This window comes from Anaerobacillus sp. CMMVII (assembly GCF_025377685.1).
Taxonomy (GTDB): Bacteria; Bacillota; Bacilli; order Bacillales; family Anaerobacillaceae; genus Anaerobacillus.
The window spans coordinates 154,007-177,573 of the sequence record NZ_JACEHK010000001.1; the positions used below are offsets into that span (position 1 = coordinate 154,007).

Here is a 23,567-nt window from a genome sequence, read left to right on the forward strand (position 1 = left end):
GACCCCTTGATAGATGTAAACAATTTTGAATACATGAAAATTGGTCTTGCTTCACCAAATAAGATCCGATCGTGGTCTCGTGGTGAGGTAAAGAAACCAGAAACGATTAACTATCGTACATTAAAACCAGAAAAAGATGGTCTTTTTTGTGAAAGAATTTTCGGTCCTACAAAAGACTGGGAATGTCATTGTGGTAAGTATAAGCGTGTTCGTTATAAAGGTGTTGTTTGTGACCGATGTGGTGTAGAAGTCACAAGAGCAAAGGTTCGTCGTGAGCGTATGGGGCATATTGAGTTAGCTGCCCCTGTCTCCCACATTTGGTACTTTAAAGGTATCCCTAGCCGAATGGGTCTAGTATTGGATATGTCTCCACGTTCGTTAGAAGAAGTTATTTATTTCGCTTCTTATGTTGTTACAGACGCAGGTGACACTCCACTTGATACAAAACAGCTTCTATCTGAAAAAGAATATCGTACGTATCGTGAAAAATACGGTAAAGGTTTTACAGCGCAAATGGGTGCAGAGGCAATCCGAAAACTTTTATCAGATATTGATTTAGAAAAAGAAGTTGATTTGTTAAAAGAAGAACTAGTAACTGCGCAAGGGCAACGCCGTACAAGAGCAATTAAACGTTTAGAGGTTTTAGAAGCGTTTAGAAACTCTGGGAATGAACCTTCATGGATGATTCTTGACGTACTTCCAGTTATTCCACCTGAACTACGTCCAATGGTTCAGTTAGATGGTGGGCGTTTTGCGACATCTGATCTAAACGATTTATATCGTCGTGTAATTAACCGTAACAATCGTCTTAAGCGTCTGTTAGACCTTGGGGCTCCAAATATTATTGTTCAAAACGAAAAGCGGATGCTTCAAGAAGCTGTTGATGCTTTAATTGATAACGGTCGCCGTGGTCGTCCTGTTACTGGTCCTGGTAACAGACCATTAAAATCGTTATCGCATATGCTTAAAGGGAAGCAAGGACGTTTCCGTCAGAACTTACTAGGAAAACGTGTTGACTACTCAGGTCGTTCGGTAATCGTAGTAGGACCACATTTACAAATGTACCAATGTGGATTACCAAAAGAAATGGCGCTAGAATTATTCAAGCCGTTTGTTATGAAAGAACTAGTAGCTCAAGGAATTGCTCATAACATTAAGAGTGCAAAGCGAAAAGTTGAAAGAGTTCAACCAGAAGTTTGGGATGTACTAGAAGAAGTAATTAGAGAGCATCCGGTTTTACTAAACCGTGCCCCTACGCTTCACCGTCTAGGAATTCAGGCGTTCGAACCAACACTTGTTGAAGGTCGAGCAATTAAGCTTCACCCACTCGTATGTACAGCATATAACGCTGACTTCGATGGTGACCAAATGGCTGTTCACGTTCCGCTTTCTGCAGAAGCACAAGCAGAAGCAAGAATTCTTATGCTTGCAGCTCAAAACATTCTAAACCCGAAAGATGGTAAGCCAGTTGTTACACCGTCTCAGGATATGGTATTAGGTAACTATTACTTAACGTTAGAGCGTAAAGATGCTGTTGGTGAAGGTTTTGTCTTTAAAGATACAAATGAAGCTATTATTGCCTACCAAAATGGTTATGTACATTTACACACTCGTGTAGCCATTCCTGTAGCATCTTTAAAGAAAACGACGTTTACTGAAGAGCAACAATCGCAACTTTTATTGACTTCAGTAGGTAAATTAATTTTTAACGAGATTTTACCTGAAACATTCCCATACATTAACGAGCCATCAATGACAAACTTACAGGTAGCAACTCCTGAGAGATACATTGTACCGATGAATTCAGATGTAAAAGAAATTTTCAGAGAACGTGATGTTGTAACTCCGTTTAAAAAAGGTTTCTTAGGAAATGTCATTGCTGAAGTATTTAAAATCTTTAAGATCTCTGAAACATCAAAAATGCTAGATCGAATGAAAGCATTAGGATTTAAATATTCTACAAAAGCTGGTATTACAGTAGGGGTAGCTGACATTGTTGTATTACCTGAAAAGAAAGAGATTTTAGCAGACGCAGAGTTAAAAGTAGATAGAGTTGTAAAACAATTCCGTCGAGGTTTAATTACTGAAGAAGAGAGATATGATCGTGTTATCTCAATTTGGAGTGCTGCGAAAGATATCATTCAAGAAAAGCTGATGGGTACTCTTGATAAGCTAAATCCGATCTTTATGATGAGTGACTCTGGTGCCCGTGGTAACGCATCGAACTTTACCCAGCTTGCTGGTATGCGTGGACTTATGGCAAACCCATCTGGTCGTATTATTGAGTTACCAATCAAATCAAGTTTCCGTGAAGGGTTAACTGTACTTGAGTACTTTATCTCTACGCATGGTGCTCGTAAAGGTCTTGCCGATACAGCCTTAAAAACGGCTGACTCAGGTTACTTAACTCGTCGTCTAGTAGATGTTGCCCAGGATGTTATCGTTCGTGATGATGATTGTGGTACAGATAGAGGTCTAGAGGTTGCAGCGATTAAAGATGGAACAGAAACAATTGAAGGTTTATATGATCGCTTAGTTGGTCGTTATATCTTTAAGACGCTATACCATCCGGAAACGAAAGAGATTATTATTAGGAAAAATGAGTTGATCTCTGAGGATACTGCTAAGGAAATTGAAGATGCAGGTATTACTCATGTAACCATTCGTTCGGCATTTACGTGTGATACTAGACACGGAGTATGTAAAAAATGTTATGGTCGCAACTTGGCTACAGGTTCAGGTGTTGAGGTTGGGGAAGCAGTTGGTATTATCGCTGCCCAGTCAATCGGAGAGCCTGGAACACAGCTTACGATGCGTACATTCCATACGGGTGGGGTAGCCGGAGACGATATCACTCAAGGTTTACCGCGTATCCAGGAGTTATTTGAAGCGCGTAATCCGAAAGGTCAAGCGGTTATCTCAGAGATCGATGGAAAAGTGATCGATGTTTCTGATGTCACTGATAAGCGTGAAGTAACTGTCCAAGGTGAAATTGAAACTAGAAACTATCCAATTCCTTATGGAGCTAGAATTAAAGTTGCTGTTGGTCAAGAAGTACTCGCTGGTGAAGAGTTAACTGAAGGTTCGATTGATCCTAAAGAATTACTTAAAGTTTCTGGTATTAATGGAGTCCAGGAATACCTGCTACGTGAAGTTCAAAAAGTTTACCGTATGCAAGGGGTAGAAATTGGCGATAAGCACGTTGAGGTAATGGTTCGACAAATGCTTAGAAAAGTAAGAGTCATTGATGCGGGTGATACAGAAGTATTACCAGGATCACTAATTGAAATCCAACACTTCAACGATGCAAATAAGAAAGTGTTAGTTACTGGTGGTCAACCTGCAACAGGTCGTCCAGTTCTACTAGGTATCACAAAAGCATCTCTTGAAACTGATTCATTCTTATCTGCAGCATCATTCCAAGAAACAACTCGTGTTCTTACAGATGCAGCAATTAAAGGTAAGCGTGATGAACTTCTAGGTCTGAAGGAAAATGTAATTATCGGTAAGCTTGTTCCAGCTGGTACTGGTATGCAAAGATACCGTAACATTGACCTTGCATTTGCAGGTCAAGAAGAAGCAGGAGATAGTGAAGTACAGGAAGTTGAAAAAGAAATTGTACTTCATGACTAAAAAATGTTGACACTAATGCATGTGGATGGTATTATATCTAAGTGCGTTAAAAGATACCTGATACTTTGGAGGATAAAACATGTCTTATGAAAAAGTAGCACAGGCTGAAGAAAAAGTTATTGGCACGAAACAAACATTGAAGGCTTTAGAGGATGGGATCGTTAAAGAGTTATATGTTGCTAGTGATGCTGATTATAAAGTAATTTATAAAGTAGTCGCATTAGCAGAAAAAAAAGACGTCCCTACCATAAAAGTTCAATCCATGAAAAAGCTTGGAAAAGCTTGTGGAATTGATGTTTCAGCAGCCACTGTAGCGATATTGAAGTAAACTACGTTTTTGCTAAAGTGTAAAAGCTTTGGCAAAAACGTTACTTTCGGAAATTGATGAACCACCTGGCTCAGTGGTCTTTAAAAATGTTTTAGGGAAGGAGGAAATCAAATGCCTACAATTAACCAATTGGTACGTAAAGGTCGTACAGATAAAGTTAAAAAGTCTGACTCTCCTGCGTTAAACAAAGGTTATAACAGCTTCAAGAAGTCACAAACTAACCAATCTTCACCGCAAAAGCGTGGTGTATGTACTCGTGTTGGTACAATGACTCCGAAAAAACCGAACTCAGCATTACGTAAGTATGCTCGTGTACGTTTAACTAACGGAATTGAGGTTACTGCATACATCCCAGGGATTGGTCACAACTTACAAGAGCACAGCGTAGTTCTTATTCGCGGTGGACGTGTAAAAGACTTACCAGGGGTACGTTACCACATCGTACGTGGAGCTCTAGATACAGCTGGAGTTCAAAACCGTATGCAAGGTCGTTCTAAGTATGGAACTAAGAGACCTAAAGCAGCTAAAAAATAATGTAAGAAAAATAAAATGTTTAATGATTGAAAGGAGGGGAAATAATGCCTCGTAAAGGACCTGTAGCTCGTAGAGATGTATTACCTGATCCGCTTTATAATTCAAAGTTAGTAACTCGTCTAATCAACCGTATCATGGTTGATGGTAAAAGAGGAGTAGCACAAACGATTTTATATAGAGCATTTGATCTAGTTCAAGAACGTACTGGAAATAACCCAATGGAAGTTTTTGAACAAGCTATTAAAAACATCATGCCTGTTCTTGAAGTTAAAGCTCGCCGTGTTGGTGGTGCTAACTATCAAGTGCCGATCGAAGTTAAACCTGAGCGTCGTACGACGTTAGGACTTCGTTGGTTAGTTAACTACTCTCGTCTTCGTGGAGAAAAAACGATGGAAGAGCGTTTAGCTAACGAAATCATGGATGCTGCAAACAACACTGGTGCAGCAGTTAAGAAGCGTGAAGACACGCACAAGATGGCTGAAGCGAACAAAGCATTCGCTCACTATCGTTGGTAGGATCAATCGAACTTATCATATTATTATAGCTAGAGAAGTCGGACGGACGTTTAGTTTTTTACTAAACGTCTATCGTCAGGCTTGTTAAGCTATATACAACTAAAATAATTCTCAACATTAGGAAGGAGAAAGAAACCTATGGCAAGAGAGTTCTCCTTAGAAAAGACACGTAATATCGGTATCATGGCTCACATCGATGCTGGTAAAACAACTTGTACTGAGCGTATTCTTTTCTATACAGGCCGTATCCACAAGATTGGTGAAACTCATGAAGGAGCTTCACAAATGGACTGGATGGAGCAAGAGCAAGAGCGTGGTATTACAATCACATCTGCTGCAACAACTGCTCAATGGAAAGGTCACCGCATCAATATCATCGATACACCTGGACACGTAGACTTCACTGTAGAGGTAGAACGTTCTTTACGTGTACTTGATGGAGCTGTAGCAGTTCTAGATGCACAATCCGGTGTAGAACCGCAAACAGAAACTGTTTGGCGTCAAGCGACTACATATGGTGTTCCACGTGTTGTATTCGTAAACAAAATGGACAAAATGGGTGCAGACTTCTTATATTCAGTAGGAACGTTACATGATCGTTTAGCTGCTAACGCTCATCCGATTCAGTTACCAATTGGTGCTGAGGATGATTTTAATGGTATTATCGACCTTGTAGAAAACGTTGCATACTTCTATGAAGATGATCTTGGTACACGTACTGATGCTAAAGAAATTCCTGAAGAGTATAAGGAATTAGCTGCAGAATGGCGTACAAAGTTAATCGAAGGCGCAGCTGAATTAGATGAAGAATTGATGATGAAATATTTAGAAGGAGAAGAAATCACGAAAGAAGAGCTTAAAGCGGCTATCCGTAAAGCTACAATCAATGTTGATTTCTATCCTGTAGTTTGTGGATCTGCATTTAAGAACAAAGGTGTTCAATTATTATTGGATGCAGTTCTTGAATATTTACCAGCTCCTACAGATGTACCATCAATCAAAGGTACTTTACCTGACAGTGAAGAAGAAGTAACTCGTGAATCAAGTGATGAAGCACCATTCTCAGCACTTGCATTTAAGGTTATGACTGACCCTTACGTTGGTAAACTTACATTCTTCCGTGTATACTCTGGTACAGTAAACTCTGGTTCTTACGTGCTTAACTCAACAAAAGGTAAGCGTGAAAGAATTGGACGTATCCTTCAAATGCATGCGAACTCTCGTGAGGAAATCTCAATGGTTTACTCTGGTGATATCGCAGCTGCAGTTGGTCTTAAGGATACAACAACTGGAGATACATTATGTGAAGAGAAAAACGCTGTAATCTTAGAATCAATGCAATTCCCAGAGCCAGTTATCTCATTATCTGTTGAGCCTAAGTCAAAGGCTGACCAAGATAAAATGGGTATGGCACTTTCGAAGCTTGCTGAAGAAGATCCAACGTTCAAAACTCACACTGATGAAGAAACAGGACAAACGATTATCGCTGGTATGGGTGAGCTTCACTTAGATATCATCGTAGATCGTATGCGTCGTGAATTCAAAGTTGAAGCTAATGTTGGTGCTCCACAGGTTGCTTACCGTGAAACAATCCGTAAATCGGCTAAAGTTGAAGGTAAGTTCGTTCGTCAGTCTGGTGGACGTGGACAATATGGTCACGTTTGGATTGAATTCTCACCACTAGAAGAAGGCGAAGGATTTGTTTTTGAAAACAAAATCGTTGGTGGGGTAGTACCACGTGAATACGTACCTGCTGTTGAAGCTGGTATTAAAGAATCAATGCAAAATGGTATGCTTGCAGGTTATCCTTTATTAGACCTTAAAGCTACTATCTTTGATGGTTCGTACCATGACGTTGACTCTAACGAAATGGCGTTCAAGATCGCTGGATCTATGGCACTTAAGAATGCGAGAGCACATTGTTCTCCAGCTATCCTTGAGCCAATGATGAGAGTTGAAGTTGTTATTCCTGAAGAGTACATGGGAGACATCATGGGAGATGTAACAAGTCGTCGTGGACGTGTAGAAGGTATGGAAGCACGCGGAAATGCGCAAGTAGTTCGTGCAATGGTTCCACTTTCTGAAATGTTCGGTTACGCAACATCTTTACGCTCTCGTACACAAGGACGCGGAACGTACTCTATGCACTTCGATCATTATGAAGAAGTTCCTAAGAGTATCTCTGAAGAAATTATTAAGAAGCAAACAGGACAATAATTTTTTAACATTATTGTATCTAAGAGGAAAATGTTGTAATCTAAGAAAGGTGGTATAAGTACTACCTTTCCTATAATTATAAATATATATTTGAATATTTAAGGGAGGCTTTTCAAAATGGGTAAAGAAAAATTTGACCGTTCGAAAACGCATGCTAACATTGGTACAATCGGACACGTTGACCATGGTAAAACTACATTAACTGCTGCAATCTCTACAGTTCTTCATAAGAAGTCTGGTAAAGGTACAGCTATGGCTTATGATCAAATCGATGGTGCTCCTGAAGAGCGTGAGCGTGGTATCACAATCTCAACTGCACACGTTGAGTACGAAACTGATGCTCGTCACTATGCACACGTTGACTGCCCAGGACATGCTGACTATGTTAAAAACATGATCACTGGTGCTGCTCAAATGGACGGCGGTATCTTAGTAGTATCTGCTGCTGATGGCCCAATGCCACAAACTCGTGAGCACATTCTTTTATCTCGTCAAGTAGGTGTACCTTACCTTGTTGTATTCATGAACAAGTGTGACATGGTAGACGACGAAGAATTACTTGAATTAGTAGAAATGGAAGTTCGTGACCTTCTTTCTGAATACGACTTCCCAGGAGATGACATTCCTGTAATCAAAGGTTCTGCTCTTAAAGCTCTTGAAGGAGATGCTGAGTGGGAAGCTAAAATCTTCGAACTTATGGATGCTGTTGACTCTTACATCCCAACACCACCTCGTGAAACTGACAAGCCTTTCATGATGCCTGTTGAGGACGTATTCTCAATCACTGGACGTGGAACAGTTGCTACTGGACGCGTTGAGCGTGGAGTAGTTAAAGTTGGGGATGTAGTTGAAATCCTTGGTTTAACTGAAGAGCCAAAATCAACAACTGTAACTGGTGTTGAAATGTTCCGTAAGCTTCTTGACTATGCTGAAGCTGGAGACAACATTGGTGCATTACTTCGTGGTGTATCTCGTGATGACATCCAACGTGGACAAATCCTTGCTAAGCCAGGAACTGTTAAAGCACACACTAAGTTCAAATCAGAAGTTTATGTTCTTTCAAAAGAAGAAGGTGGACGTCATACTCCATTCTTCTCTAACTACCGTCCACAGTTCTACTTCCGTACAACTGACGTAACTGGAATCATCCAACTTCCAGAAGGCGTTGAGATGGTAATGCCTGGAGACAACATCGAAATGACTGTTGAACTAATCGCTCCAATCGGTATCGAAGAAGGAACTAAGTTCTCTATTCGTGAAGGTGGCCGTACTGTAGGCGCTGGAGTAGTTGCAACAATCGTTGAGTAATTCATAGTAAAAAGGTAGCTCTTTCGGGAGCTACCTTTTTGTTTTGGTGTTGTACTATTTATGAAGAAACAAGTAAGGTTTAGGTAGTAAAAATATATTGACCTAGGTCTGGTAGGAAATGTGTGTAACCATGTTCGAATCGCTGTGGATCGAACACGAAATAGCCTGGAGTAATGAAAAAGAGGTTCGAATCGGTGTGAATCGAGCAAGGTTTGGTAGGAAATGTGTGTAATCATGTTCGAATCGCCGTGGATCGAACACGAAATAGCCTGCAGCAATGAAAAAGGAGTTCGAATCGATGTGAATCGAGCAAGGTCTGGTAGGAAATGTGTGTAATCATGTTCGAATCGCTGTGGATCGAACACGAAATAGCCTGGAGTAATGAAAAAGGAGTTCGAATCGATGTGAATCGAGCAAGGTTTGGTCGGGAATGTGTGTAATCATGTTCGAATCGCCGTGGATCGAACACACGAAATAGCCTGAAGTAATGAAAAAGAGGTTCGAATGGGTGTGAATCGAACAAGGTCTGGTAGGAAATGTGTGTAATCATGTTCGAATTGCTGTGGATCGAACACGAAATAGCCTGGAGCAATGAAAAAGAGGTTCGAATCGGTGTGAATCGAGCAAGGTTTGGTAGGGAATGTGTGTAATCATGTTCGAATCGCCGTGGATCGAACACGAAATAGCCTGGAGCAATGAAAAAGGAGTTCGAATCGATGTGAATCGAGCAAGGTTTGGTAGGGAATGTGTGTAATCATGTTCGAATCGCCGTGGATCGAACACGAAATAGCCTGGAGCAATGAAAAAGGAGTTCGAATCGATGTGAATCGAGCAAGGTCTGGTAGGGAATGTGTGTAATCATGTTCGAATCGCTGTGGATCGAACACGAAATAGCCTGGAGTAATGAAAAAGGAGTTCGAATCGATGTGAATCGAGCAAGGTTTGGTAGGAAATGTGTGTAATCATGTTCGAATCGCTGTGGATTGAACACGAAATAGCCTGAAAAAGGAGTTCGAATCGCCTCGGATTGAGCAAGGATAATACTGTTGTTGTATATTAAAATTCATGTCCGAGCTAATACGAACTTTCATAACACATTCCTAATGTTGTCTTGAACCAATACTGTATCTAATTATAGCGATTGAGTAGCCTATTATCTTTTGATGTAGTGAATAGCTTTACCGCGTCCCACGATATCAAAGTTTTTCAAAAGTATTTTTTGTATTATTCTTTTAGATTTGATTATCGCACACCATTCCCAAACATTGTTTTTGGTAATTTTTCTATTAGGAAATAATAATAATAGCTCATCTATACTTCGTAATACCCCAGTTTCTACTTTCTCATGGTAATTGCATCTTTTACAATTAAACAAGTTGAGTTTAGCTATGTCAGTATAGAATGCGCCACAACATGGACAGTTTATTCCCTTTTTTAATTGTTCATAACAATAACTTGGTACTTGGCTATAGGGGTTTTTCTCAATGTGAAGATTAATTAACTTTTCCGCTAACCTAAAATGTCTGGCATCTAATTGCAACGTATTTCCAATTACCTCATTTAAATAACGGTTAAGTTGTGTAGGATATATAATTGGTAGATTAGGTGGAGCACAATATAGATGAAACTCTGGATGAATAAAAACTAGGCGCCCTTCAATAGCGGATTTGAAACCAATCTGACGGAGTAAACGGCGTAACGATGATTCACAACGTTGTAGTTGAGTTAGAGGGTTTTTAATTTCAGATTTAGTTAAAGTAAACCAGTTATTTGCTTCAAAGAGATAATCTCCTTCAAAATTTTTCACTTCAAACAAATAAGTTATCTCAGGGGCTATTATTACCTTATCAATTTGAAATAAAGTTTCATTAATTTTGAGCAGTAGATCATTAAGTATGATCCAGTTATTTCTAAGATGATCAATCCTAGCATCAAAAGCTAACTCTCCTTTGTAGCCCTTTTCTAGATTGAAATAATAAAGCTTGTCCTTTTCTAACAGTTCCTTACGCAAATTTAACTTGCGAAAAATAAGTAACTCTTCGCTTTCCTCTCGAGCTTTAGTAATCATAAACCACTTCCTCTCCGATTAATACCTTAATCTTACAACTAGCCATAGCAATATACAACTCTTATTATATAGAAGAAACACGATTACCCCACAGACCTTTCCCACCAAAAACCACAATAAACTCAGCAATCTCCACTAAAATCACCACTGGAAATATTTATATACCGTATAAATGCATAAATTTTTTATAGAAAGCTTGCATTCGGTGAAGCTTGTCTATATAATAGGAAAAGTGCGACCGACTAGAAACAGAAAACACTTGCTTTCTTCTAGTATAATCATTATAATAGATAATGTTGGTCGTTGACAGCGATGATGTGGAAGGTTGCTGACACACCCGAGCCCGTTGCCATGGTGAAGGTGAGGAAATTTTCACGGAGTATGTCTGTTTATAAAATGGACGATAAAGGAGGTTATCAAATGGCAAAGCAAAAAATTCGCATTCGTTTAAAGGCTTATGATCACAGAATTCTAGATCAATCTGCTGAGAAAATCGTAGAAACAGCTAAACGTTCAGGTGCTCAGGTTTCTGGACCGATCCCTCTTCCTACAGAGAAGTCAATCTACACGATTTTAAGAGCGGTTCATAAGTATAAAGATTCTCGTGAGCAGTTTGAAATGCGCACGCATAAGCGTCTAATTGATATTGTGAACCCAACTCCACAAACTGTGGATGCTTTAATGCGTTTAGACTTACCGTCAGGCGTAGATATCGAAATCAAGCTTTAATAGTTAGACCAAACAAAAATCAAATGGCAAACAACTATAAATTACTTATATCAGGAGGTGTGACTCATGACCAAAGGAATCTTAGGGAAAAAATTAGGAATGACTCAAGTATTCACTGAAAAAGGCGACGTGGTACCAGTAACTGTTATCGAAGCTAGTCCAAACGTTGTTCTTCAAAAGAAATCAGTTGAATCAGACGGATATGTTGCGATCCAATTAGGATATGACGATGTGAAAGCATCTCGCGTAACTAAGCCAGCAAAAGGTCATGCTGAAAAGGCCAATGCTAATCCTAAGCGCTACATGAAGGAAATTCGTGGCACAGATTTTGCTGCTTACGAAGTTGGTCAAGAGATCAAAGTAGATACATTTAGTGAAGGTGACATCGTAGACGTTACCGGTATTTCTAAAGGAAAAGGTTTCCAAGGATCTATCAAACGTCATAACCAATCTCGTGGACCAATGGCTCACGGATCGCGTTATCACCGTCGTCCTGGTTCGATGGGACCAGTTGCCCCTAACCGCGTATTCAAAGGTAAATTATTACCTGGACGTATGGGTGGAGAACAAATCACTGTTCAAAATTTAGAGATCGTTAAGGTAGATACAGAGCGTAACTTACTTTTAGTAAAAGGTAATGTACCAGGAGCTAGAAAAGGCTACGTAACTATCAAGAGCGCTGTTAAAGCGAACTAATCGACAGAAAGAAAGGAGGATACCTCATGCCTAAAGTTGCATTATTTAACCAAAACGGAACGCAAGTTGGTGATATCGAATTATCAGATGCTGTGTTCGGTATTGAGCCAAATGAAAGTGTATTACATGATGCTGTTGTAATGCAGCAAGCTTCATTACGTCAAGGTACACATGATGTAAAAGGACGTTCAGAAGTTCGTGGTGGTGGACGTAAACCATGGCGTCAAAAAGGAACTGGTCGTGCAAGACAAGGTTCTATCAGATCACCTCAATGGGTTGGTGGTGGAGTAGTATTCGGACCAACGCCACGTAGCTATAGCTACAAATTACCTAAAAAAGTACGTCGTTTAGCGATCAAATCAGCTTTAGCTTCAAAAGTAATTGCTGAAGAAATCGTAGTGCTTGAAGGTTTACAATTAGATGCTCCAAAAACAAAAGAAATGGTGGCAATTTTAAGTAGCTTATCAGCTGACCGTAAAGCGTTAGTAGTTACTGCTGATTACAACGATAACGTTGCATTATCAGCTCGTAACATCCCTGGAGTAACTTTTGTTACTGCTGAAGGAATTAACGTTCTTGACGTGTTAAAGCATGACAAACTAGTTATCACTAAAGACGCCGTTCAAAAGGTAGAGGAGGTGCTAGCGTAATGGAAAACGCACGTGATATCATTAAGCGCCCCGTGATTACAGAACGTTCAACTGATTTAATGTCAGAAAAGAAATATACTTTCGAAGTAGACGTTCGAGCAAATAAAACTCAAGTTAAAGACGCGATTGAAGAGATCTTTGGAGTGAAAGTAGCTAACGTTAACACGATGAATTACAAGGGTAAGTTCAAGAGATTTGGACGTCACTCAGGATATACGCCTCGTCGTAAAAAAGCAATCGTTACGTTAACTGCTGAAAGCAAAGAATTAGAATTCTTTGAAGGTGTTTAAGTTTTAAGTGAAGGAGGGAAATAACAATGCCGATTAAAAAGTATAAACCGACCAGTGCCGGACGTCGTGGAATGTCTGTACTTGACTTCCAAGAGATCACTACTGACAAGCCGGAAAAATCGTTACTAGCGCCGATTCATAGAAAAGGCGGACGTAATAACCAAGGTAAATTGACAGTACGTCATCAAGGTGGCGGACACAAGCGTCAATACCGTGTAATTGACTTCAAACGTAATAAAGATGGTATTCCAGGACGCGTTGCTACGATCGAATACGATCCAAACCGTACTGCTAATATCGCTTTAATCAACTATGTAGATGGAGAAAAGCGTTACATTCTAGCACCAAAAGGTCTTAAAGTTGGTATGGAAGTAATGAGTGGTCCAACTGCTGATATTAAAGTAGGTAACTCTTTACCATTAATCAACATCCCAGTAGGTACTGTTATTCATAACATTGAGTTAAAGCCAGGTAAAGGTGGACAATTAGTTCGTTCTGCTGGTACAGAAGCTCAACTGTTAGGTAAAGAAGGGGCATATGTACTAGTTCGCTTAAATTCAGGTGAAACTCGTATGATCCTATCTAATTGCCGTGCTACTGTTGGTCAAGTTGGTAACCTTGAGCATGAACTTGTGAACATTGGTAAAGCGGGTCGTTCTCGTTGGTTAGGTATTAGACCTACAGTTCGTGGTTCTGTAATGAACCCTAATGACCATCCACACGGTGGTGGTGAAGGTCGTTCACCAATCGGACGTAAATCACCAATGTCTCCATGGGGCAAACCAACTCTTGGATACAAAACTCGTAAGAAAAATAAACATTCCGACAAGTACATTGTACGTCGTCGTAAAAAATAACGGGATTGCACTACGGTTCAAAAGAGCCGTAGCACAATCGCGAAGGGAGGCACACTCATGGGTCGTAGCTTAAAAAAGGGACCTTTTGTCGATGATCACTTGATGAAAAAAGTTGTTGAATTAAACGAAAAAGACGAGAAGAAAGTAATTAAATCTTGGTCACGTCGTTCAACAATCTTCCCAGATTTTATTGGTCATACAATTGCAGTTTATGATGGACGCAAACATGTACCAGTTTATGTATCTGAAGATATGGTGGGTCATAAGTTAGGTGAATTTGCACCTACAAGAACTTATAAAGGCCATGCTGCAGATGATAAGAAAACAAGACGTTAATATGAGAGGAGGTACTCTATATGCAAGCGAAAGCAGTTGCTAAACAAGTGCGTATTGCTCCTCGTAAGGTTCGTCTAGTAGTAGACTTAATTCGGGGCAAGCAAGTTGGTGAAGCTGTAGCGATCCTACGCCACACACCTAAAGCAGCTTCTCCAGTAGTAGAAAAGCTGTTAAACTCTGCTATTGCAAATGCTGAACACAACTATGAAATGGACGTAAACAAACTAGTTGTTAGTGAAGTATTTGTTGATGAGGGAGTTACTTTAAAAAGATTCCGTCCTCGCGCTATGGGACGTGCAAGTAGAATTAACAAACGCGCTAGTCATATTACTATCGTTGTTTCAGAAAAGAAGGAGGGGTAAAGCGTGGGTCAAAAAGTAAATCCGATAGGACTTCGTGTAGGAATTATTCGTGACTGGGAGTCAAAATGGTACGCTGAAAAGGACTATGCTGATCTATTACACGAAGACTTAAAAATTCGTGAATATATCGAAAAGCGTCTTAAGGATGCATCTGTATCTAAAATTGAAATCGAACGCGCTGCAAACCGTGTGAATGTAACAATCCATACAGCTAAGCCTGGGATGGTAATCGGTAAAGGTGGATCTGAAGTTGAAGCACTTCGCAAAGCTTTAAACCAACTTACTAACAAGCGAGTTCACATCAACATTTTTGAAATTAAGCAAGCTGATTTAGATGCTAAATTAGTTGCAGAAAATATTGCTCGTCAATTAGAAAACCGTATTTCTTTCCGTCGTGCAATGAAGCAAGCAATCCAACGCACAATGCGTGCTGGAGCAAAAGGTATTAAAACTCAAGTATCTGGTCGTCTAGGCGGAGCAGATATCGCTCGTTCTGAACACTATAGCGAAGGAACTGTTCCACTTCACACTTTACGTGCTGATATTGATTACGGAACAGCAGAAGCTGACACTACTTATGGTAAGCTAGGAATTAAAGTCTGGATTTACCGTGGTGAAGTCCTTCCAACGAAAGGAACGAAAAAAGAGGAAGGAGGAAAATAATCATGTTATTACCTAAACGTGTAAAATATCGTCGCGAACATAGAGGAAAAATGCGCGGAAAAGCAAAAGGTGGTACCGAAGTACATTTTGGTGAGTTTGGTCTACAAGCTACAGAAGCTTCTTGGGTTACTAACCGTCAGATTGAATCTGCTCGTCGTGCAATGACTCGTTATATGAAGCGTGGCGGTAAAGTTTGGATTAAAATTTTCCCATCAAAGCCATATACAGCTAAGCCTCTTGAGGTGCGAATGGGTTCCGGTAAAGGTGCTCCTGAAGGATGGGTAGCAGTAGTTAAACCAGGTAAAGTTATGTTTGAAATCGCAGGTGTATCTGAAGAAGTAGCACGTGAAGCATTACGTTTAGCTGCTCACAAATTACCTGTAAAATGTAAATTCGTAAAACGCGAAGAAGTGGGTGGTGACGCAAATGAAAGCTAATGAGATCCGTAACTTAACCACTGCCGAGATCGAACAGAAAGCAAAGTCACTGAAAGAAGAGTTATTCAACCTACGCTTTCAATTAGCGACTGGACAGTTAGACAATCCAGCCCGCATTCGTGAAGTTCGTAAAGCAATAGCTCGTGCAAAAACAGTATTGCGTGAGAGAGAGCTAGGAATAACTAACGAATAATTTGAAAGGAGGTTTGCGCAATGACTGAGCGTAATCAACGTAAGGAATATACTGGTAGAGTTGTTTCTGACAAAATGGACAAAACAATCACGGTATTAGTAGAAACTTACAAAACTGATAAGTTGTACGGCAAACGTGTTAAGTATTCAAAGAAATTAAAAGCACATGATGAAAATAACACTGCAAAGATCGGTGATATCGTTAAAATTATGGAAACTCGTCCTTTATCAAAAGATAAGCGTTTCCGTTTAGTAGAAATCGTTCAAGAAGCGGTAATTATTTAATAGTGAAAGATCTTGTATTGTTTCCGAAGGGAGGTAAGATCGTATGATTCAACAAGAAACTCGTTTAAAAGTTGCTGATAACTCAGGTGCACGTGAAGTACTTTGTATTAAGGTATTAGGTGGTTCAGGCCGCAAAACAGCTAACATTGGTGATGTAATTGTTTGCTCGGTGAAACAAGCAACACCAGGCGGCGTTGTCAAGAAAGGTGACGTTGTTAAAGCTGTAATCGTTCGTACAAAGACTGGTGCTCGTCGTAATGACGGTTCTTATATCAAATTTGATGAAAATGCAGCAGTTATTATTAAAGAAGATAAGAGTCCTCGTGGAACTCGTATTTTTGGACCTGTTGCCCGCGAGCTTCGTGAAAAGCAATTCATGAAAATCGTTTCCCTTGCTCCAGAAGTTCTATAATCATGAACGGACTAATTAGAAATTGCCTTTTAAGGAGGTGCGATTATGTCAACACCTAAAATGCATGTTAAAAAAGGTGACACTGTAAAAGTGATCTCTGGTAAAGATAAAGGAAAACAAGGCGTTATTTTAGAAGCGTACCCAACTAAAGGTCGTGTTCTTGTAGAAGGAATTAACATGGTTAAGAAACATGCGAAACCATCTCAAGCGAACCCACAAGGCGGTATCATCAATATGGAAGCGCCGATTGCTTCATCTAACGTTATGCCACTTGATCCAAAAACAGGTGAACCTACACGTGTAGGATATAAAGTAGAGAACGGTAAAAAAGTACGTATTGCAAAAAAATCTGGCGAAGTTTTAGATAAGTAGTCAGGTCCTGAAAGGAGGTCAATCACATGAATCGTTTAAAAGAGAAGTACCAAAACGAGATCGTTCCTTCTCTAGTTGAGAAATTTAACTACAGTTCAGTAATGGCTGTACCGAAGGTAGAAAAGATCGTTGTAAACATGGGTGTTGGAGACGCTGTTTCTAACGCAAAGGCTCTAGATAAAGCTGTTGAAGAATTAACTCAAATTACAGGTCAAAAGCCACTTATCACAAAAGCTAAAAAATCTATCGCAGGATTTAAGCTTCGTGAAGGTATGCCAATCGGTGCGAAGGTTACTCTTCGTGGCGAGCGCATGTATGAGTTCTTAGACAAATTAATTTCAGTTTCACTTCCACGTGTACGTGACTTCCGTGGAATTTCTAAAAAGGCATTTGACGGCCGTGGAAACTATACATTAGGTGTTAAAGAGCAATTAATCTTCCCAGAAGTTGATTATGATAAAGTAGATAAAGTTCGTGGTATGGATATCGTAGTAGTAACTACTGCTAATACTGACGAAGAAGCTCGTGAATTATTAACATTAATGGGTATGCCATTTCAAAAATAGTCGGTAAATATTTGAAGAAGGAGTGAAAACTTTGGCGAAAAAGTCTATGATTGCAAAGCAGAAGCGCCCTCAAAAGTTCAAAGTGCAAGAGTATACTCGTTGCGAACGTTGTGGTCGTCCTCACTCAGTCATTCGTAAATTTAAATTATGTCGGATTTGCTTCCGTGAGTTAGCACATAAAGGACAAATCCCTGGCGTTAAAAAAGCAAGCTGGTAATTTCCAAGTACGGAAGGAGGTAAAACAGATGGTCATGACAGATCCTATTGCAGATATGCTTACTAGAATTCGTAATGCGAACACTGTTCGCCACGAAAAACTTGAGCTACCTGCATCAAAGTTAAAAAAAGAAGTCGCAGAAATCCTTAAGCGTGAAGGTTTCGTTCGCGATGTTGAATATATTGAAGATAGCAAACAAGGTATCATCCGCATTTTCTTAAAATACGGCGGGAACAATGAGCGTGTCATTTCAGGACTTAAGCGTATTAGTAAGCCAGGCTTACGTGTATATGCTAAAGCTACTGAAGTACCTCGTGTTCTTGGTGGTTTAGGAATTGCGATCGTATCTACTTCTAACGGAATTCTTACTGATAAAGAAGCACGTCAACAACAAATCGGCGGAGAAATCTTAGCTTACGTTTGGTAAGAATATTGAAATGAAACGGAGGTGTATCGGATGTCTCGTATTGGTAATAAACCAGTTCAAATTCCATCTGGTGTAACAGTAACATTAGACAATACAAACATTACTGTAAAAGGACCTAAAGGTGAACTTACTCGTGAGTTACACCCTGACATGATTGTAAAAGTAGAAGAAAATACTCTTACAGTAGAGCGTCCTTCTGATAATAAATTACACCGTTCGTTACACGGTACTACTCGTAGTATCATCAGCAACATGGTTGAAGGTGTAACGAATGGCTATGAAAAGAAATTAGAATTAATCGGTGTTGGTTACCGTGCTTCTAAACAAGGAACGAAGCTTGTTCTTAACGTTGGGTATTCTCACCCAGTTGAAATCGAGCCTGAAGCTGGTGTTGAAGTAGAAGTGCCTGCTAATACAAAGATCACTGTAAAAGGTATTGATAAAGAGCGTGTTGGTGCTTTAGCATCTAATATCCGTGCTGTACGTGCTCCTGAGCCTTACAAAGGTAAAGGAATTCGTTATGAAGGTGAATTCGTTCGTCGTAAAGAAGGAAAAACTGGTAAGAAGTAAGCAATAAGATAACGGAAAGGACTGACGTTCAATGATTACGAAGCCAAGTAAAAATCTGGCACGTAAGAAGAGACATGCTCACGTTCGTCGTACGATCACTGGAACTGCAGCTCGTCCTCGTTTAAATGTATTCCGTTCTTCTAAGCACATCTATGCACAACTTATTGATGATGTTGCAGGTGTAACTGTTGCAAGTGCTAACAGCTTAGACAAAGAACTTAATCTTGAAAACGGCGGGACGATTGAAGCAGCTCAAAAGGTTGGAGAGCTTGTAGCTAAACGTGCTATAGAAAAAGGTTATGAAACAATTGTATTTGACCGTGGTGGATACTTATACCATGGACGTGTTAAAGAATTAGCAGACGCAGCCAGAGCAGCTGGATTGCAATTCTAAATAACAAAGGAGGGAAAATAATGCGCATTGACCCAAATACTTTGGAACTAGAAGAAAAAGTAGTAGCGGTCAACCGTGTAGCAAAAGTTGTTAAAGGTGGACGTCGTTTCCGCTTTGCTGCATTGGTTGTTGTTGGAGATAAAAATGGTCACGTTGGTATGGGTATGGGTAAAGCTCAAGAAGTACCAGAAGCAATTCGTAAGGCAATTGAAGACGCAAAGAAAAACCTAGTAACGGTGCCGATCGTTGGAACTACAATTCCACATCAAATTATCGGTCACTTCGGAGCTGGTAATGTATTATTAAAGCCTGCAAGTGAAGGTACAGGAGTTATCGCTGGTGGACCAGTTCGTGCGGTACTAGAACTTGCTGGTGTTGGTGACATCTTATCTAAGTCTTTAGGTTCAAACAACCCTATCAATATGGTTCGTGCGACAATTACTGGACTTAAAAACTTAAAAAGAGCTGAAGATGTTGCAAAATTACGCGGGAAATCCGTAGAAGAACTATTAGGATAAGGAGGGAACGTAAATGGCTAAGAAATTAGAAATTACCCTCACTAGAAGCTTAATTGGTCGCCCTGAGGATCAACGTGTGACTGTTAACACTTTAGGTTTACGTAAAATGCATCAAACAGTAGTACAAGAAGATAACGCTGCTATCCGTGGTATGGTTAACAAAGTATCTCACTTACTAACTGTTAAAGAAATAGAAGCTTAATTTTTAGATTGAGGAGGTGTCAACATGAAACTTCACGAACTTAAACCTGCTGAAGGTTCTCGTAAAGAACGTAATCGTGTAGGACGTGGTATCGGTTCTGGTAACGGAAAAACTGCTGGACGTGGACATAAAGGTCAAAATTCACGTTCTGGTGGTGGAGTAAGACCAGGTTTTGAGGGTGGTCAAAACCCATTATACCGTCGTCTTCCGAAACGCGGATTTACAAACCCAACTCGAAAAGAATTTGCGATCCTTAACCTTGATCAGTTAAATCGCTTCGAAGAAGGTACAGAAGTAACTCCTGAGTTACTACTAGAAACAGGCGTTGTAAGTAATGCAAAGGACGGAATTAAAATCCTCGGTAACGGTAAGCTAGAAGTAAAGCTTACAGTTAAGGCTAACAAATTCTCTGCTTCTGCAGTAGAAGCAATTGAAGCTGCTGGCGGAAAAACTGAGGTGATTTAATGTTTCAGACGATCTCCAATATTATGCGTGTGGGTGATTTGCGACGTAAAGTCTTTTTCACCCTGCTAATGCTCATTGTTTTTAGGATCGGTGCATTTATTCCTGTTCCTGGAGCTAATGCCGATGTGCTTAAGTTTCAAGATTCAATGAATGCTTTTGGTTTCTTAAATACCTTTGGTGGAGGTGCCCTTGAGAACTTTTCGATTTTCGCAATGGGAATTATGCCTTACATCACTGCATCAATCATCGTGCAATTATTGCAAATGGATGTAGTGCCAAAGTTTGCAGAATGGGCAAAACAAGGAGAAGCGGGAAGACGTAAATTAGCTCAGTTTACCCGCTATGGAACAATCGTACTAGGTTTTATACAAGCGATTGGAATGTCGATTGGTTTTAATCGACTAGTTCCAGGGTTAATTCCTAATCCTAGTGTAGGAAAATACATTTTTATCGCATTAGTATTAACTGCAGGTACAGCCTTTTTAATGTGGTTGGGTGAGCAAATTACTGCAAAAGGTGTTGGAAATGGTATTTCCATCTTAATCTTTGGTGGTATTGCAGCTGGAATCCCTAACGCGGCAAACCAAGTGTATGCTACAAGACTTGAGAATGCTGGCGACCAATTATTTATAAATTTAATAGTAGTTATTTTATTGTTACTAATTCTTTTAGCAATCGTTGTTGGTGTTATCTTCGTGCAACAAGCACTAAGAAAAATTCCAGTTCAATATGCAAAAAGATTAGTGGCTGGAAAACCTCAAGGTGGCGGTTCAACCCATTTACCGTTAAAAGTTAACGCTGCGGGGGTAATTCCTGTTATCTTTGCAATGTCACTGTTCATATTTCCACCAACAATTGCTGGATTTATAGGTGACAATAATGCGGTAGCTGGCTGGATCACACGTTACTTTGACTTTTCTAACCCAATTGGGATGCTTGTCTATGCAGCTTTAATCATTGGGTTTACGTATTTCTATACGTTTATTCAAGTTAATCCAGAACAAATGGCAGAAAACCTTAAAAAACAAGGTGGATATGTTCCTGGCATTCGTCCCGGTAAAACAACACAAGTTTACTTAACTAGAATTTTATATCGTTTAACTTTTGTTGGTGCGATTTTCTTAGCTGTTATTTCGATTATTCCAGCCCTATTTACAACAGGACTTAACTTACCATCAGCTGTGCAAATTGGCGGAACTGGGTTGTTAATCGTTGTTGGTGTAGCATTGGATACGATGAAGCAAATTGAAAGTCACCTTATTAAGCGACACTATAAAGGATTTATTAAGTAAGTAGGGAAGTGGGGAGTAATTCCCCATGCCCAAGTTGTAAAATGGACGATGGAGGGATAAACAATGAACCTTATTTTAATGGGTCTACCAGGTGCTGGTAAGGGCACACAAGCTGATAAAATCGTAGAAAAATATGGGATCCCGCATATTTCTACTGGTGATATGTTTCGAGCGGCAATTAAAGGTGGTACTGAGCTAGGTAAACAAGCAAAAGCATTTATGGATGCTGGTAACCTTGTTCCTGATGAAGTAACGATTGGTATTGTCCGTGAGAGATTAAGTAATGAAGATTGTAATAAAGGCTTTTTACTTGATGGATTTCCGAGAACTGTTGCTCAAGCAGAAGCATTGGAAACAATGTTAGCTTCTTTAGAACGTAAGATTGACTCTGTCATCTATGTAGAAGTTCCAAAAGAAGAACTATTTGAACGTTTAACTGGGCGTTGGGTTTCGCCTACTTCTGGTGCAAGTTATCATGTTAAGTTTAACCCTCCTAAAGTTGAGGGGATTTGTGATAAGGACGGTAGTCAACTTATCCAACGTGACGATGACAAACCAGAAACAGTTGCTAATCGTTTAGAAGTAAATCTGCAACAAGCACAACCATTAATTGACTTTTACTCTGAAAAGGGATTATTAGCAGAGGTTAATGGTAATCAAGAAATTTCAAAAGTCTTTGAAGATATAGATCAACTTTTGAAAGGGATTAATGAATGATTATCTGTAAGACGCCTCGTGAACTAGACATTATGCGTGTTGCTGGTAAGATTGTTGCATTGACCCATCAAGAGTTACAAAAATATATTAAACCCGGCATTACTACAAAGGAATTAGATTCGATTGCTGAGAAGTTTATCAGGCAACATGATGCGATTCCATCTTTTAAAGGCTATAATGGATTTACCGGAAGTATTTGTGCTTCAGTCAATGAAGAGTTGGTTCACGGAATTCCAGGAGATCGACTATTAAAGAACGGTGATATCATTAGTATTGACATTGGTGCCAAGTATAATGGATATCATGGAGATTCTGCATGGACATATGCAGTGGGTGAAATTTCTGACGAAACACAGAAGCTTTTAGATGTGACTGAACAGTCCTTATATAAAGGACTTGAAGAAGCAAAGCCAGGTGAACGGTTATCAAATATCTCCCATGCAATACAAACATATGTAGAATCATATGGCTTCTCTGTAGTTCGTGAGTATGTTGGCCATGGTATTGGTCAAAACTTACATGAAGATCCACAAATTCCACACTTTGGACCTCCTAATAAAGGACCAAGGTTGAAGCCTGGAATGGTACTTGCAGTCGAACCGATGGTAAACGCAGGAAAACGCTATGTTCGGACACTTCCTGATAATTGGACGGTTGTAACTACTGATGGAAAGATGTGTGCTCATTTCGAACATACTATTGCAATTGTGGAGACAGGGTATGAAATTCTAACGAAAGCCTAGGTGATGGTGATTAATTATGATGGATCCTGATTCGGTACCGCGTATAGGTCAAATTGTACGAATTTTAAAAGGCAGAGATGCTGGTGGTGTAGCATGTATTATTCATATTGTAGATTCTCGTTTCGTCCTTATTGCTGATGGTGATAAACGAAAAGTTGATCGATCAAAGAAAAAGAATGTCAATCACTTAGAATTATTTGACTTTATTTCTCCAGAAGTAAAAAATAGTATTGAACAAACGGGTCGTGTAACCAATGCGAAGTTGCGACATGCAATTTCCACTTTTATGAACGATAACAATTTCCTGATGGAAGGAGAGTAAATTCATGGCCAAAGAAGATGTAATCGAGGTAGAAGGTACGGTCATTGAGCCGCTACCAAATGCCATGTTCCGAGTAGAGCTTGAAAATGGACATAAAATATTAGCTCATGTTTCAGGTAAAATTCGTATGCACTTTATTCGCATTTTACCAGGAGACAAAGTAACTGTTGAATTGTCACCGTATGACTTAACACGTGGGCGTATCACGTATCGTTTTAAATAATCGTGAAGGCACTCCGTAGTACTAGGG

The 23,567-nt window shown here is 39.7% G+C and carries 33 protein-coding genes; 32 read left to right on the forward strand and 1 reads right to left on the reverse strand.

Annotated features, from left to right (window positions below):
* The first annotated feature begins 6 nt into the window (after positions 1–6).
* The 6 genes from rpoC (at position 7) to tuf (ending at position 8,535) form a co-directional block, all read left to right on the forward strand.
* Positions 7–3,633: a DNA-directed RNA polymerase subunit beta' gene (gene rpoC / locus H1D32_RS00760; protein ID WP_261176308.1), complete on the forward strand. Its 3,627-nt coding sequence runs from the start codon at positions 7–9 to the stop codon at positions 3,631–3,633.
* 79 nt (positions 3,634–3,712) lie between these two features.
* On the forward strand, positions 3,713–3,961 hold the full coding sequence (locus H1D32_RS00765; RefSeq protein ID WP_261176309.1) for a 50S ribosomal protein L7ae-like protein: 249 nt from the start codon (positions 3,713–3,715) through the stop codon (positions 3,959–3,961).
* A gap of 111 nt (positions 3,962–4,072) precedes the next feature.
* Positions 4,073–4,495 carry a 30S ribosomal protein S12 gene (gene rpsL / locus H1D32_RS00770; protein WP_261176310.1) on the forward strand — a complete coding sequence of 141 codons (423 nt, stop codon included), beginning with the start codon at positions 4,073–4,075 and terminating at the stop codon, positions 4,493–4,495.
* A 44-nt stretch (positions 4,496–4,539) separates the two neighbouring features.
* A complete protein-coding gene (gene rpsG / locus H1D32_RS00775) occupies positions 4,540–5,010 on the forward strand; it encodes a 30S ribosomal protein S7 (RefSeq protein ID WP_261176311.1) in 471 nt (156 codons plus the stop codon).
* 138 nt (positions 5,011–5,148) lie between these two features.
* On the forward strand, positions 5,149–7,227 hold the full coding sequence (fusA, locus tag H1D32_RS00780) for an elongation factor G (protein ID WP_261176312.1): 2,079 nt from the start codon (positions 5,149–5,151) through the stop codon (positions 7,225–7,227).
* A 117-nt stretch (positions 7,228–7,344) separates the two neighbouring features.
* Positions 7,345–8,535, forward strand: coding sequence for an elongation factor Tu (gene tuf / locus H1D32_RS00785; RefSeq protein WP_261176313.1), 1,191 nt, complete (start codon positions 7,345–7,347; stop codon positions 8,533–8,535).
* Between the two features lie 1,153 nt (positions 8,536–9,688).
* Here tuf and H1D32_RS00790 read toward each other — a convergent pair.
* Positions 9,689–10,603, reverse strand: a complete 915-nt coding sequence (locus tag H1D32_RS00790; protein WP_261176314.1) for a nuclease-related domain-containing protein — start codon at positions 10,601–10,603, stop codon at positions 9,689–9,691.
* Positions 10,604–11,023: 420 nt separating this feature from the next.
* On the opposite strand from H1D32_RS00790, the gene rpsJ reads away from it, so the two are divergent.
* From rpsJ to infA, 26 genes are all read left to right on the forward strand, one after another.
* On the forward strand, positions 11,024–11,332 hold the full coding sequence (gene rpsJ / locus H1D32_RS00795) for a 30S ribosomal protein S10 (protein WP_071307865.1): 309 nt from the start codon (positions 11,024–11,026) through the stop codon (positions 11,330–11,332).
* 66 nt (positions 11,333–11,398) lie between these two features.
* Positions 11,399–12,028: a 50S ribosomal protein L3 gene (gene rplC, locus H1D32_RS00800; protein ID WP_261176315.1), complete on the forward strand. Its 630-nt coding sequence runs from the start codon at positions 11,399–11,401 to the stop codon at positions 12,026–12,028.
* A gap of 26 nt (positions 12,029–12,054) precedes the next feature.
* Complete coding sequence (gene rplD / locus H1D32_RS00805) at positions 12,055–12,678, forward strand: 50S ribosomal protein L4 (RefSeq protein WP_261176316.1); 624 nt, start codon at positions 12,055–12,057, stop codon at positions 12,676–12,678.
* On the forward strand, positions 12,678–12,968 hold the full coding sequence (gene rplW, locus H1D32_RS00810) for a 50S ribosomal protein L23 (RefSeq protein ID WP_071315273.1): 291 nt from the start codon (positions 12,678–12,680) through the stop codon (positions 12,966–12,968). The genes rplD and rplW overlap by 1 nt, the downstream gene beginning before the upstream one ends.
* 26 nt (positions 12,969–12,994) lie before the next feature.
* A complete protein-coding gene (gene rplB / locus H1D32_RS00815) occupies positions 12,995–13,825 on the forward strand; it encodes a 50S ribosomal protein L2 (protein WP_261176317.1) in 831 nt (276 codons plus the stop codon).
* 57 nt (positions 13,826–13,882) lie between these two features.
* Entirely contained in the window at positions 13,883–14,161 is a 279-nt protein-coding gene (rpsS, locus tag H1D32_RS00820) for a 30S ribosomal protein S19 (protein WP_261176318.1), read from the forward strand.
* A 20-nt stretch (positions 14,162–14,181) separates the two neighbouring features.
* The gene (gene rplV / locus H1D32_RS00825) at positions 14,182–14,523 is read left to right on the forward strand and encodes a 50S ribosomal protein L22 (protein WP_261176319.1); all 342 of its coding nucleotides are present in this window, start codon (positions 14,182–14,184) and stop codon (positions 14,521–14,523) included.
* A 3-nt stretch (positions 14,524–14,526) separates the two neighbouring features.
* Positions 14,527–15,186 carry a 30S ribosomal protein S3 gene (gene rpsC / locus H1D32_RS00830; protein ID WP_261176320.1) on the forward strand — a complete coding sequence of 220 codons (660 nt, stop codon included), beginning with the start codon at positions 14,527–14,529 and terminating at the stop codon, positions 15,184–15,186.
* Between the two features lie 2 nt (positions 15,187–15,188).
* Positions 15,189–15,623 carry a 50S ribosomal protein L16 gene (gene rplP, locus H1D32_RS00835; protein ID WP_261176321.1) on the forward strand — a complete coding sequence of 145 codons (435 nt, stop codon included), beginning with the start codon at positions 15,189–15,191 and terminating at the stop codon, positions 15,621–15,623.
* Positions 15,613–15,816 (forward strand): 50S ribosomal protein L29, encoded by a 204-nt coding sequence (rpmC, locus tag H1D32_RS00840; RefSeq protein ID WP_071307874.1) that lies wholly within the window; start codon positions 15,613–15,615, stop codon positions 15,814–15,816. The genes rplP and rpmC overlap by 11 nt, the downstream gene beginning before the upstream one ends.
* Positions 15,817–15,836: 20 nt before the next feature.
* Positions 15,837–16,100 (forward strand): 30S ribosomal protein S17, encoded by a 264-nt coding sequence (gene rpsQ / locus H1D32_RS00845; protein WP_261176322.1) that lies wholly within the window; start codon positions 15,837–15,839, stop codon positions 16,098–16,100.
* Between the two features lie 43 nt (positions 16,101–16,143).
* On the forward strand, positions 16,144–16,512 hold the full coding sequence (rplN, locus tag H1D32_RS00850; RefSeq protein ID WP_071315280.1) for a 50S ribosomal protein L14: 369 nt from the start codon (positions 16,144–16,146) through the stop codon (positions 16,510–16,512).
* A 60-nt stretch (positions 16,513–16,572) separates the two neighbouring features.
* Positions 16,573–16,884: a 50S ribosomal protein L24 gene (gene rplX, locus H1D32_RS00855; protein WP_261176895.1), complete on the forward strand. Its 312-nt coding sequence runs from the start codon at positions 16,573–16,575 to the stop codon at positions 16,882–16,884.
* A 26-nt stretch (positions 16,885–16,910) separates the two neighbouring features.
* On the forward strand, positions 16,911–17,450 hold the full coding sequence (gene rplE, locus H1D32_RS00860) for a 50S ribosomal protein L5 (protein WP_261176323.1): 540 nt from the start codon (positions 16,911–16,913) through the stop codon (positions 17,448–17,450).
* A 31-nt stretch (positions 17,451–17,481) separates the two neighbouring features.
* Positions 17,482–17,667 (forward strand): type Z 30S ribosomal protein S14, encoded by a 186-nt coding sequence (locus tag H1D32_RS00865; RefSeq protein WP_071315282.1) that lies wholly within the window; start codon positions 17,482–17,484, stop codon positions 17,665–17,667.
* A 28-nt stretch (positions 17,668–17,695) separates the two neighbouring features.
* Entirely contained in the window at positions 17,696–18,094 is a 399-nt protein-coding gene (gene rpsH / locus H1D32_RS00870) for a 30S ribosomal protein S8 (RefSeq protein WP_261176324.1), read from the forward strand.
* 30 nt (positions 18,095–18,124) lie between these two features.
* Positions 18,125–18,664 carry a 50S ribosomal protein L6 gene (gene rplF, locus H1D32_RS00875; protein WP_261176325.1) on the forward strand — a complete coding sequence of 180 codons (540 nt, stop codon included), beginning with the start codon at positions 18,125–18,127 and terminating at the stop codon, positions 18,662–18,664.
* A 31-nt stretch (positions 18,665–18,695) separates the two neighbouring features.
* Positions 18,696–19,058 (forward strand): 50S ribosomal protein L18, encoded by a 363-nt coding sequence (gene rplR, locus H1D32_RS00880; protein WP_261176326.1) that lies wholly within the window; start codon positions 18,696–18,698, stop codon positions 19,056–19,058.
* 17 nt (positions 19,059–19,075) lie between these two features.
* Positions 19,076–19,576 carry a 30S ribosomal protein S5 gene (gene rpsE / locus H1D32_RS00885; protein ID WP_261176896.1) on the forward strand — a complete coding sequence of 167 codons (501 nt, stop codon included), beginning with the start codon at positions 19,076–19,078 and terminating at the stop codon, positions 19,574–19,576.
* Positions 19,577–19,589: 13 nt separating this feature from the next.
* Positions 19,590–19,778 (forward strand): 50S ribosomal protein L30, encoded by a 189-nt coding sequence (gene rpmD, locus H1D32_RS00890; RefSeq protein ID WP_012957154.1) that lies wholly within the window; start codon positions 19,590–19,592, stop codon positions 19,776–19,778.
* A 24-nt stretch (positions 19,779–19,802) separates the two neighbouring features.
* The gene (gene rplO, locus H1D32_RS00895; RefSeq protein WP_261176328.1) at positions 19,803–20,243 is read left to right on the forward strand and encodes a 50S ribosomal protein L15; all 441 of its coding nucleotides are present in this window, start codon (positions 19,803–19,805) and stop codon (positions 20,241–20,243) included.
* The gene (gene secY, locus H1D32_RS00900) at positions 20,243–21,535 is read left to right on the forward strand and encodes a preprotein translocase subunit SecY (RefSeq protein WP_261176329.1); all 1,293 of its coding nucleotides are present in this window, start codon (positions 20,243–20,245) and stop codon (positions 21,533–21,535) included. The genes rplO and secY overlap by 1 nt, the downstream gene beginning before the upstream one ends.
* 63 nt (positions 21,536–21,598) lie before the next feature.
* Positions 21,599–22,252: an adenylate kinase gene (locus H1D32_RS00905; protein WP_261176330.1), complete on the forward strand. Its 654-nt coding sequence runs from the start codon at positions 21,599–21,601 to the stop codon at positions 22,250–22,252.
* Positions 22,249–22,995 (forward strand): type I methionyl aminopeptidase, encoded by a 747-nt coding sequence (gene map, locus H1D32_RS00910; protein ID WP_261176331.1) that lies wholly within the window; start codon positions 22,249–22,251, stop codon positions 22,993–22,995. Before H1D32_RS00905 ends, map begins: the two co-directional genes overlap by 4 nt.
* 16 nt (positions 22,996–23,011) lie before the next feature.
* Complete coding sequence (locus tag H1D32_RS00915) at positions 23,012–23,317, forward strand: KOW domain-containing RNA-binding protein (protein WP_261176332.1); 306 nt, start codon at positions 23,012–23,014, stop codon at positions 23,315–23,317.
* 4 nt (positions 23,318–23,321) lie between these two features.
* Entirely contained in the window at positions 23,322–23,540 is a 219-nt protein-coding gene (infA, locus tag H1D32_RS00920; protein WP_071307888.1) for a translation initiation factor IF-1, read from the forward strand.
* Positions 23,541–23,567 lie beyond the last annotated feature (27 nt).

Excerpts from the sequence above, each read along its gene's own strand:
- secY (WP_261176329.1), top strand. The coding sequence starts at position 20,243 with ATGTTTCAGACGATCTCCAATATTATGCGTGTGGGTGATTTGCGACGT.
- H1D32_RS00765 (WP_261176309.1), top strand. The coding sequence starts at position 3,713 with ATGTCTTATGAAAAAGTAGCACAGGCTGAAGAAAAAGTTATTGGCACG.
- map (WP_261176331.1), top strand. The coding sequence starts at position 22,249 with ATGATTATCTGTAAGACGCCTCGTGAACTAGACATTATGCGTGTTGCT.
- rpsS (WP_261176318.1), top strand. The coding sequence starts at position 13,883 with ATGGGTCGTAGCTTAAAAAAGGGACCTTTTGTCGATGATCACTTGATG.
- H1D32_RS00790 (WP_261176314.1), bottom strand. The coding sequence starts at position 10,603 with ATGATTACTAAAGCTCGAGAGGAAAGCGAAGAGTTACTTATTTTTCGC.
- rplX (WP_261176895.1), top strand. The coding sequence starts at position 16,573 with ATGCATGTTAAAAAAGGTGACACTGTAAAAGTGATCTCTGGTAAAGAT.
- rpsG (WP_261176311.1), top strand. The coding sequence starts at position 4,540 with ATGCCTCGTAAAGGACCTGTAGCTCGTAGAGATGTATTACCTGATCCG.
- rplB (WP_261176317.1), top strand. The coding sequence starts at position 12,995 with ATGCCGATTAAAAAGTATAAACCGACCAGTGCCGGACGTCGTGGAATG.
- fusA (WP_261176312.1), top strand. The coding sequence starts at position 5,149 with ATGGCAAGAGAGTTCTCCTTAGAAAAGACACGTAATATCGGTATCATG.
- rplO (WP_261176328.1), top strand. The coding sequence starts at position 19,803 with ATGAAACTTCACGAACTTAAACCTGCTGAAGGTTCTCGTAAAGAACGT.
- H1D32_RS00915 (WP_261176332.1), top strand. The coding sequence starts at position 23,012 with ATGATGGATCCTGATTCGGTACCGCGTATAGGTCAAATTGTACGAATT.
- H1D32_RS00905 (WP_261176330.1), top strand. The coding sequence starts at position 21,599 with ATGAACCTTATTTTAATGGGTCTACCAGGTGCTGGTAAGGGCACACAA.
- rpsQ (WP_261176322.1), top strand. The coding sequence starts at position 15,837 with ATGACTGAGCGTAATCAACGTAAGGAATATACTGGTAGAGTTGTTTCT.
- rplW (WP_071315273.1), top strand. The coding sequence starts at position 12,678 with ATGGAAAACGCACGTGATATCATTAAGCGCCCCGTGATTACAGAACGT.
- rplP (WP_261176321.1), top strand. The coding sequence starts at position 15,189 with ATGTTATTACCTAAACGTGTAAAATATCGTCGCGAACATAGAGGAAAA.
- rpsL (WP_261176310.1), top strand. The coding sequence starts at position 4,073 with ATGCCTACAATTAACCAATTGGTACGTAAAGGTCGTACAGATAAAGTT.
- rpsH (WP_261176324.1), top strand. The coding sequence starts at position 17,696 with ATGGTCATGACAGATCCTATTGCAGATATGCTTACTAGAATTCGTAAT.
- rplN (WP_071315280.1), top strand. The coding sequence starts at position 16,144 with ATGATTCAACAAGAAACTCGTTTAAAAGTTGCTGATAACTCAGGTGCA.
- rpsJ (WP_071307865.1), top strand. The coding sequence starts at position 11,024 with ATGGCAAAGCAAAAAATTCGCATTCGTTTAAAGGCTTATGATCACAGA.
- rpmC (WP_071307874.1), top strand. The coding sequence starts at position 15,613 with ATGAAAGCTAATGAGATCCGTAACTTAACCACTGCCGAGATCGAACAG.
- rplD (WP_261176316.1), top strand. The coding sequence starts at position 12,055 with ATGCCTAAAGTTGCATTATTTAACCAAAACGGAACGCAAGTTGGTGAT.
- rplF (WP_261176325.1), top strand. The coding sequence starts at position 18,125 with ATGTCTCGTATTGGTAATAAACCAGTTCAAATTCCATCTGGTGTAACA.
- rplR (WP_261176326.1), top strand. The coding sequence starts at position 18,696 with ATGATTACGAAGCCAAGTAAAAATCTGGCACGTAAGAAGAGACATGCT.
- rpmD (WP_012957154.1), top strand. The coding sequence starts at position 19,590 with ATGGCTAAGAAATTAGAAATTACCCTCACTAGAAGCTTAATTGGTCGC.
- infA (WP_071307888.1), top strand. The coding sequence starts at position 23,322 with ATGGCCAAAGAAGATGTAATCGAGGTAGAAGGTACGGTCATTGAGCCG.
- tuf (WP_261176313.1), top strand. The coding sequence starts at position 7,345 with ATGGGTAAAGAAAAATTTGACCGTTCGAAAACGCATGCTAACATTGGT.
- rplE (WP_261176323.1), top strand. The coding sequence starts at position 16,911 with ATGAATCGTTTAAAAGAGAAGTACCAAAACGAGATCGTTCCTTCTCTA.
- rplC (WP_261176315.1), top strand. The coding sequence starts at position 11,399 with ATGACCAAAGGAATCTTAGGGAAAAAATTAGGAATGACTCAAGTATTC.
- rplV (WP_261176319.1), top strand. The coding sequence starts at position 14,182 with ATGCAAGCGAAAGCAGTTGCTAAACAAGTGCGTATTGCTCCTCGTAAG.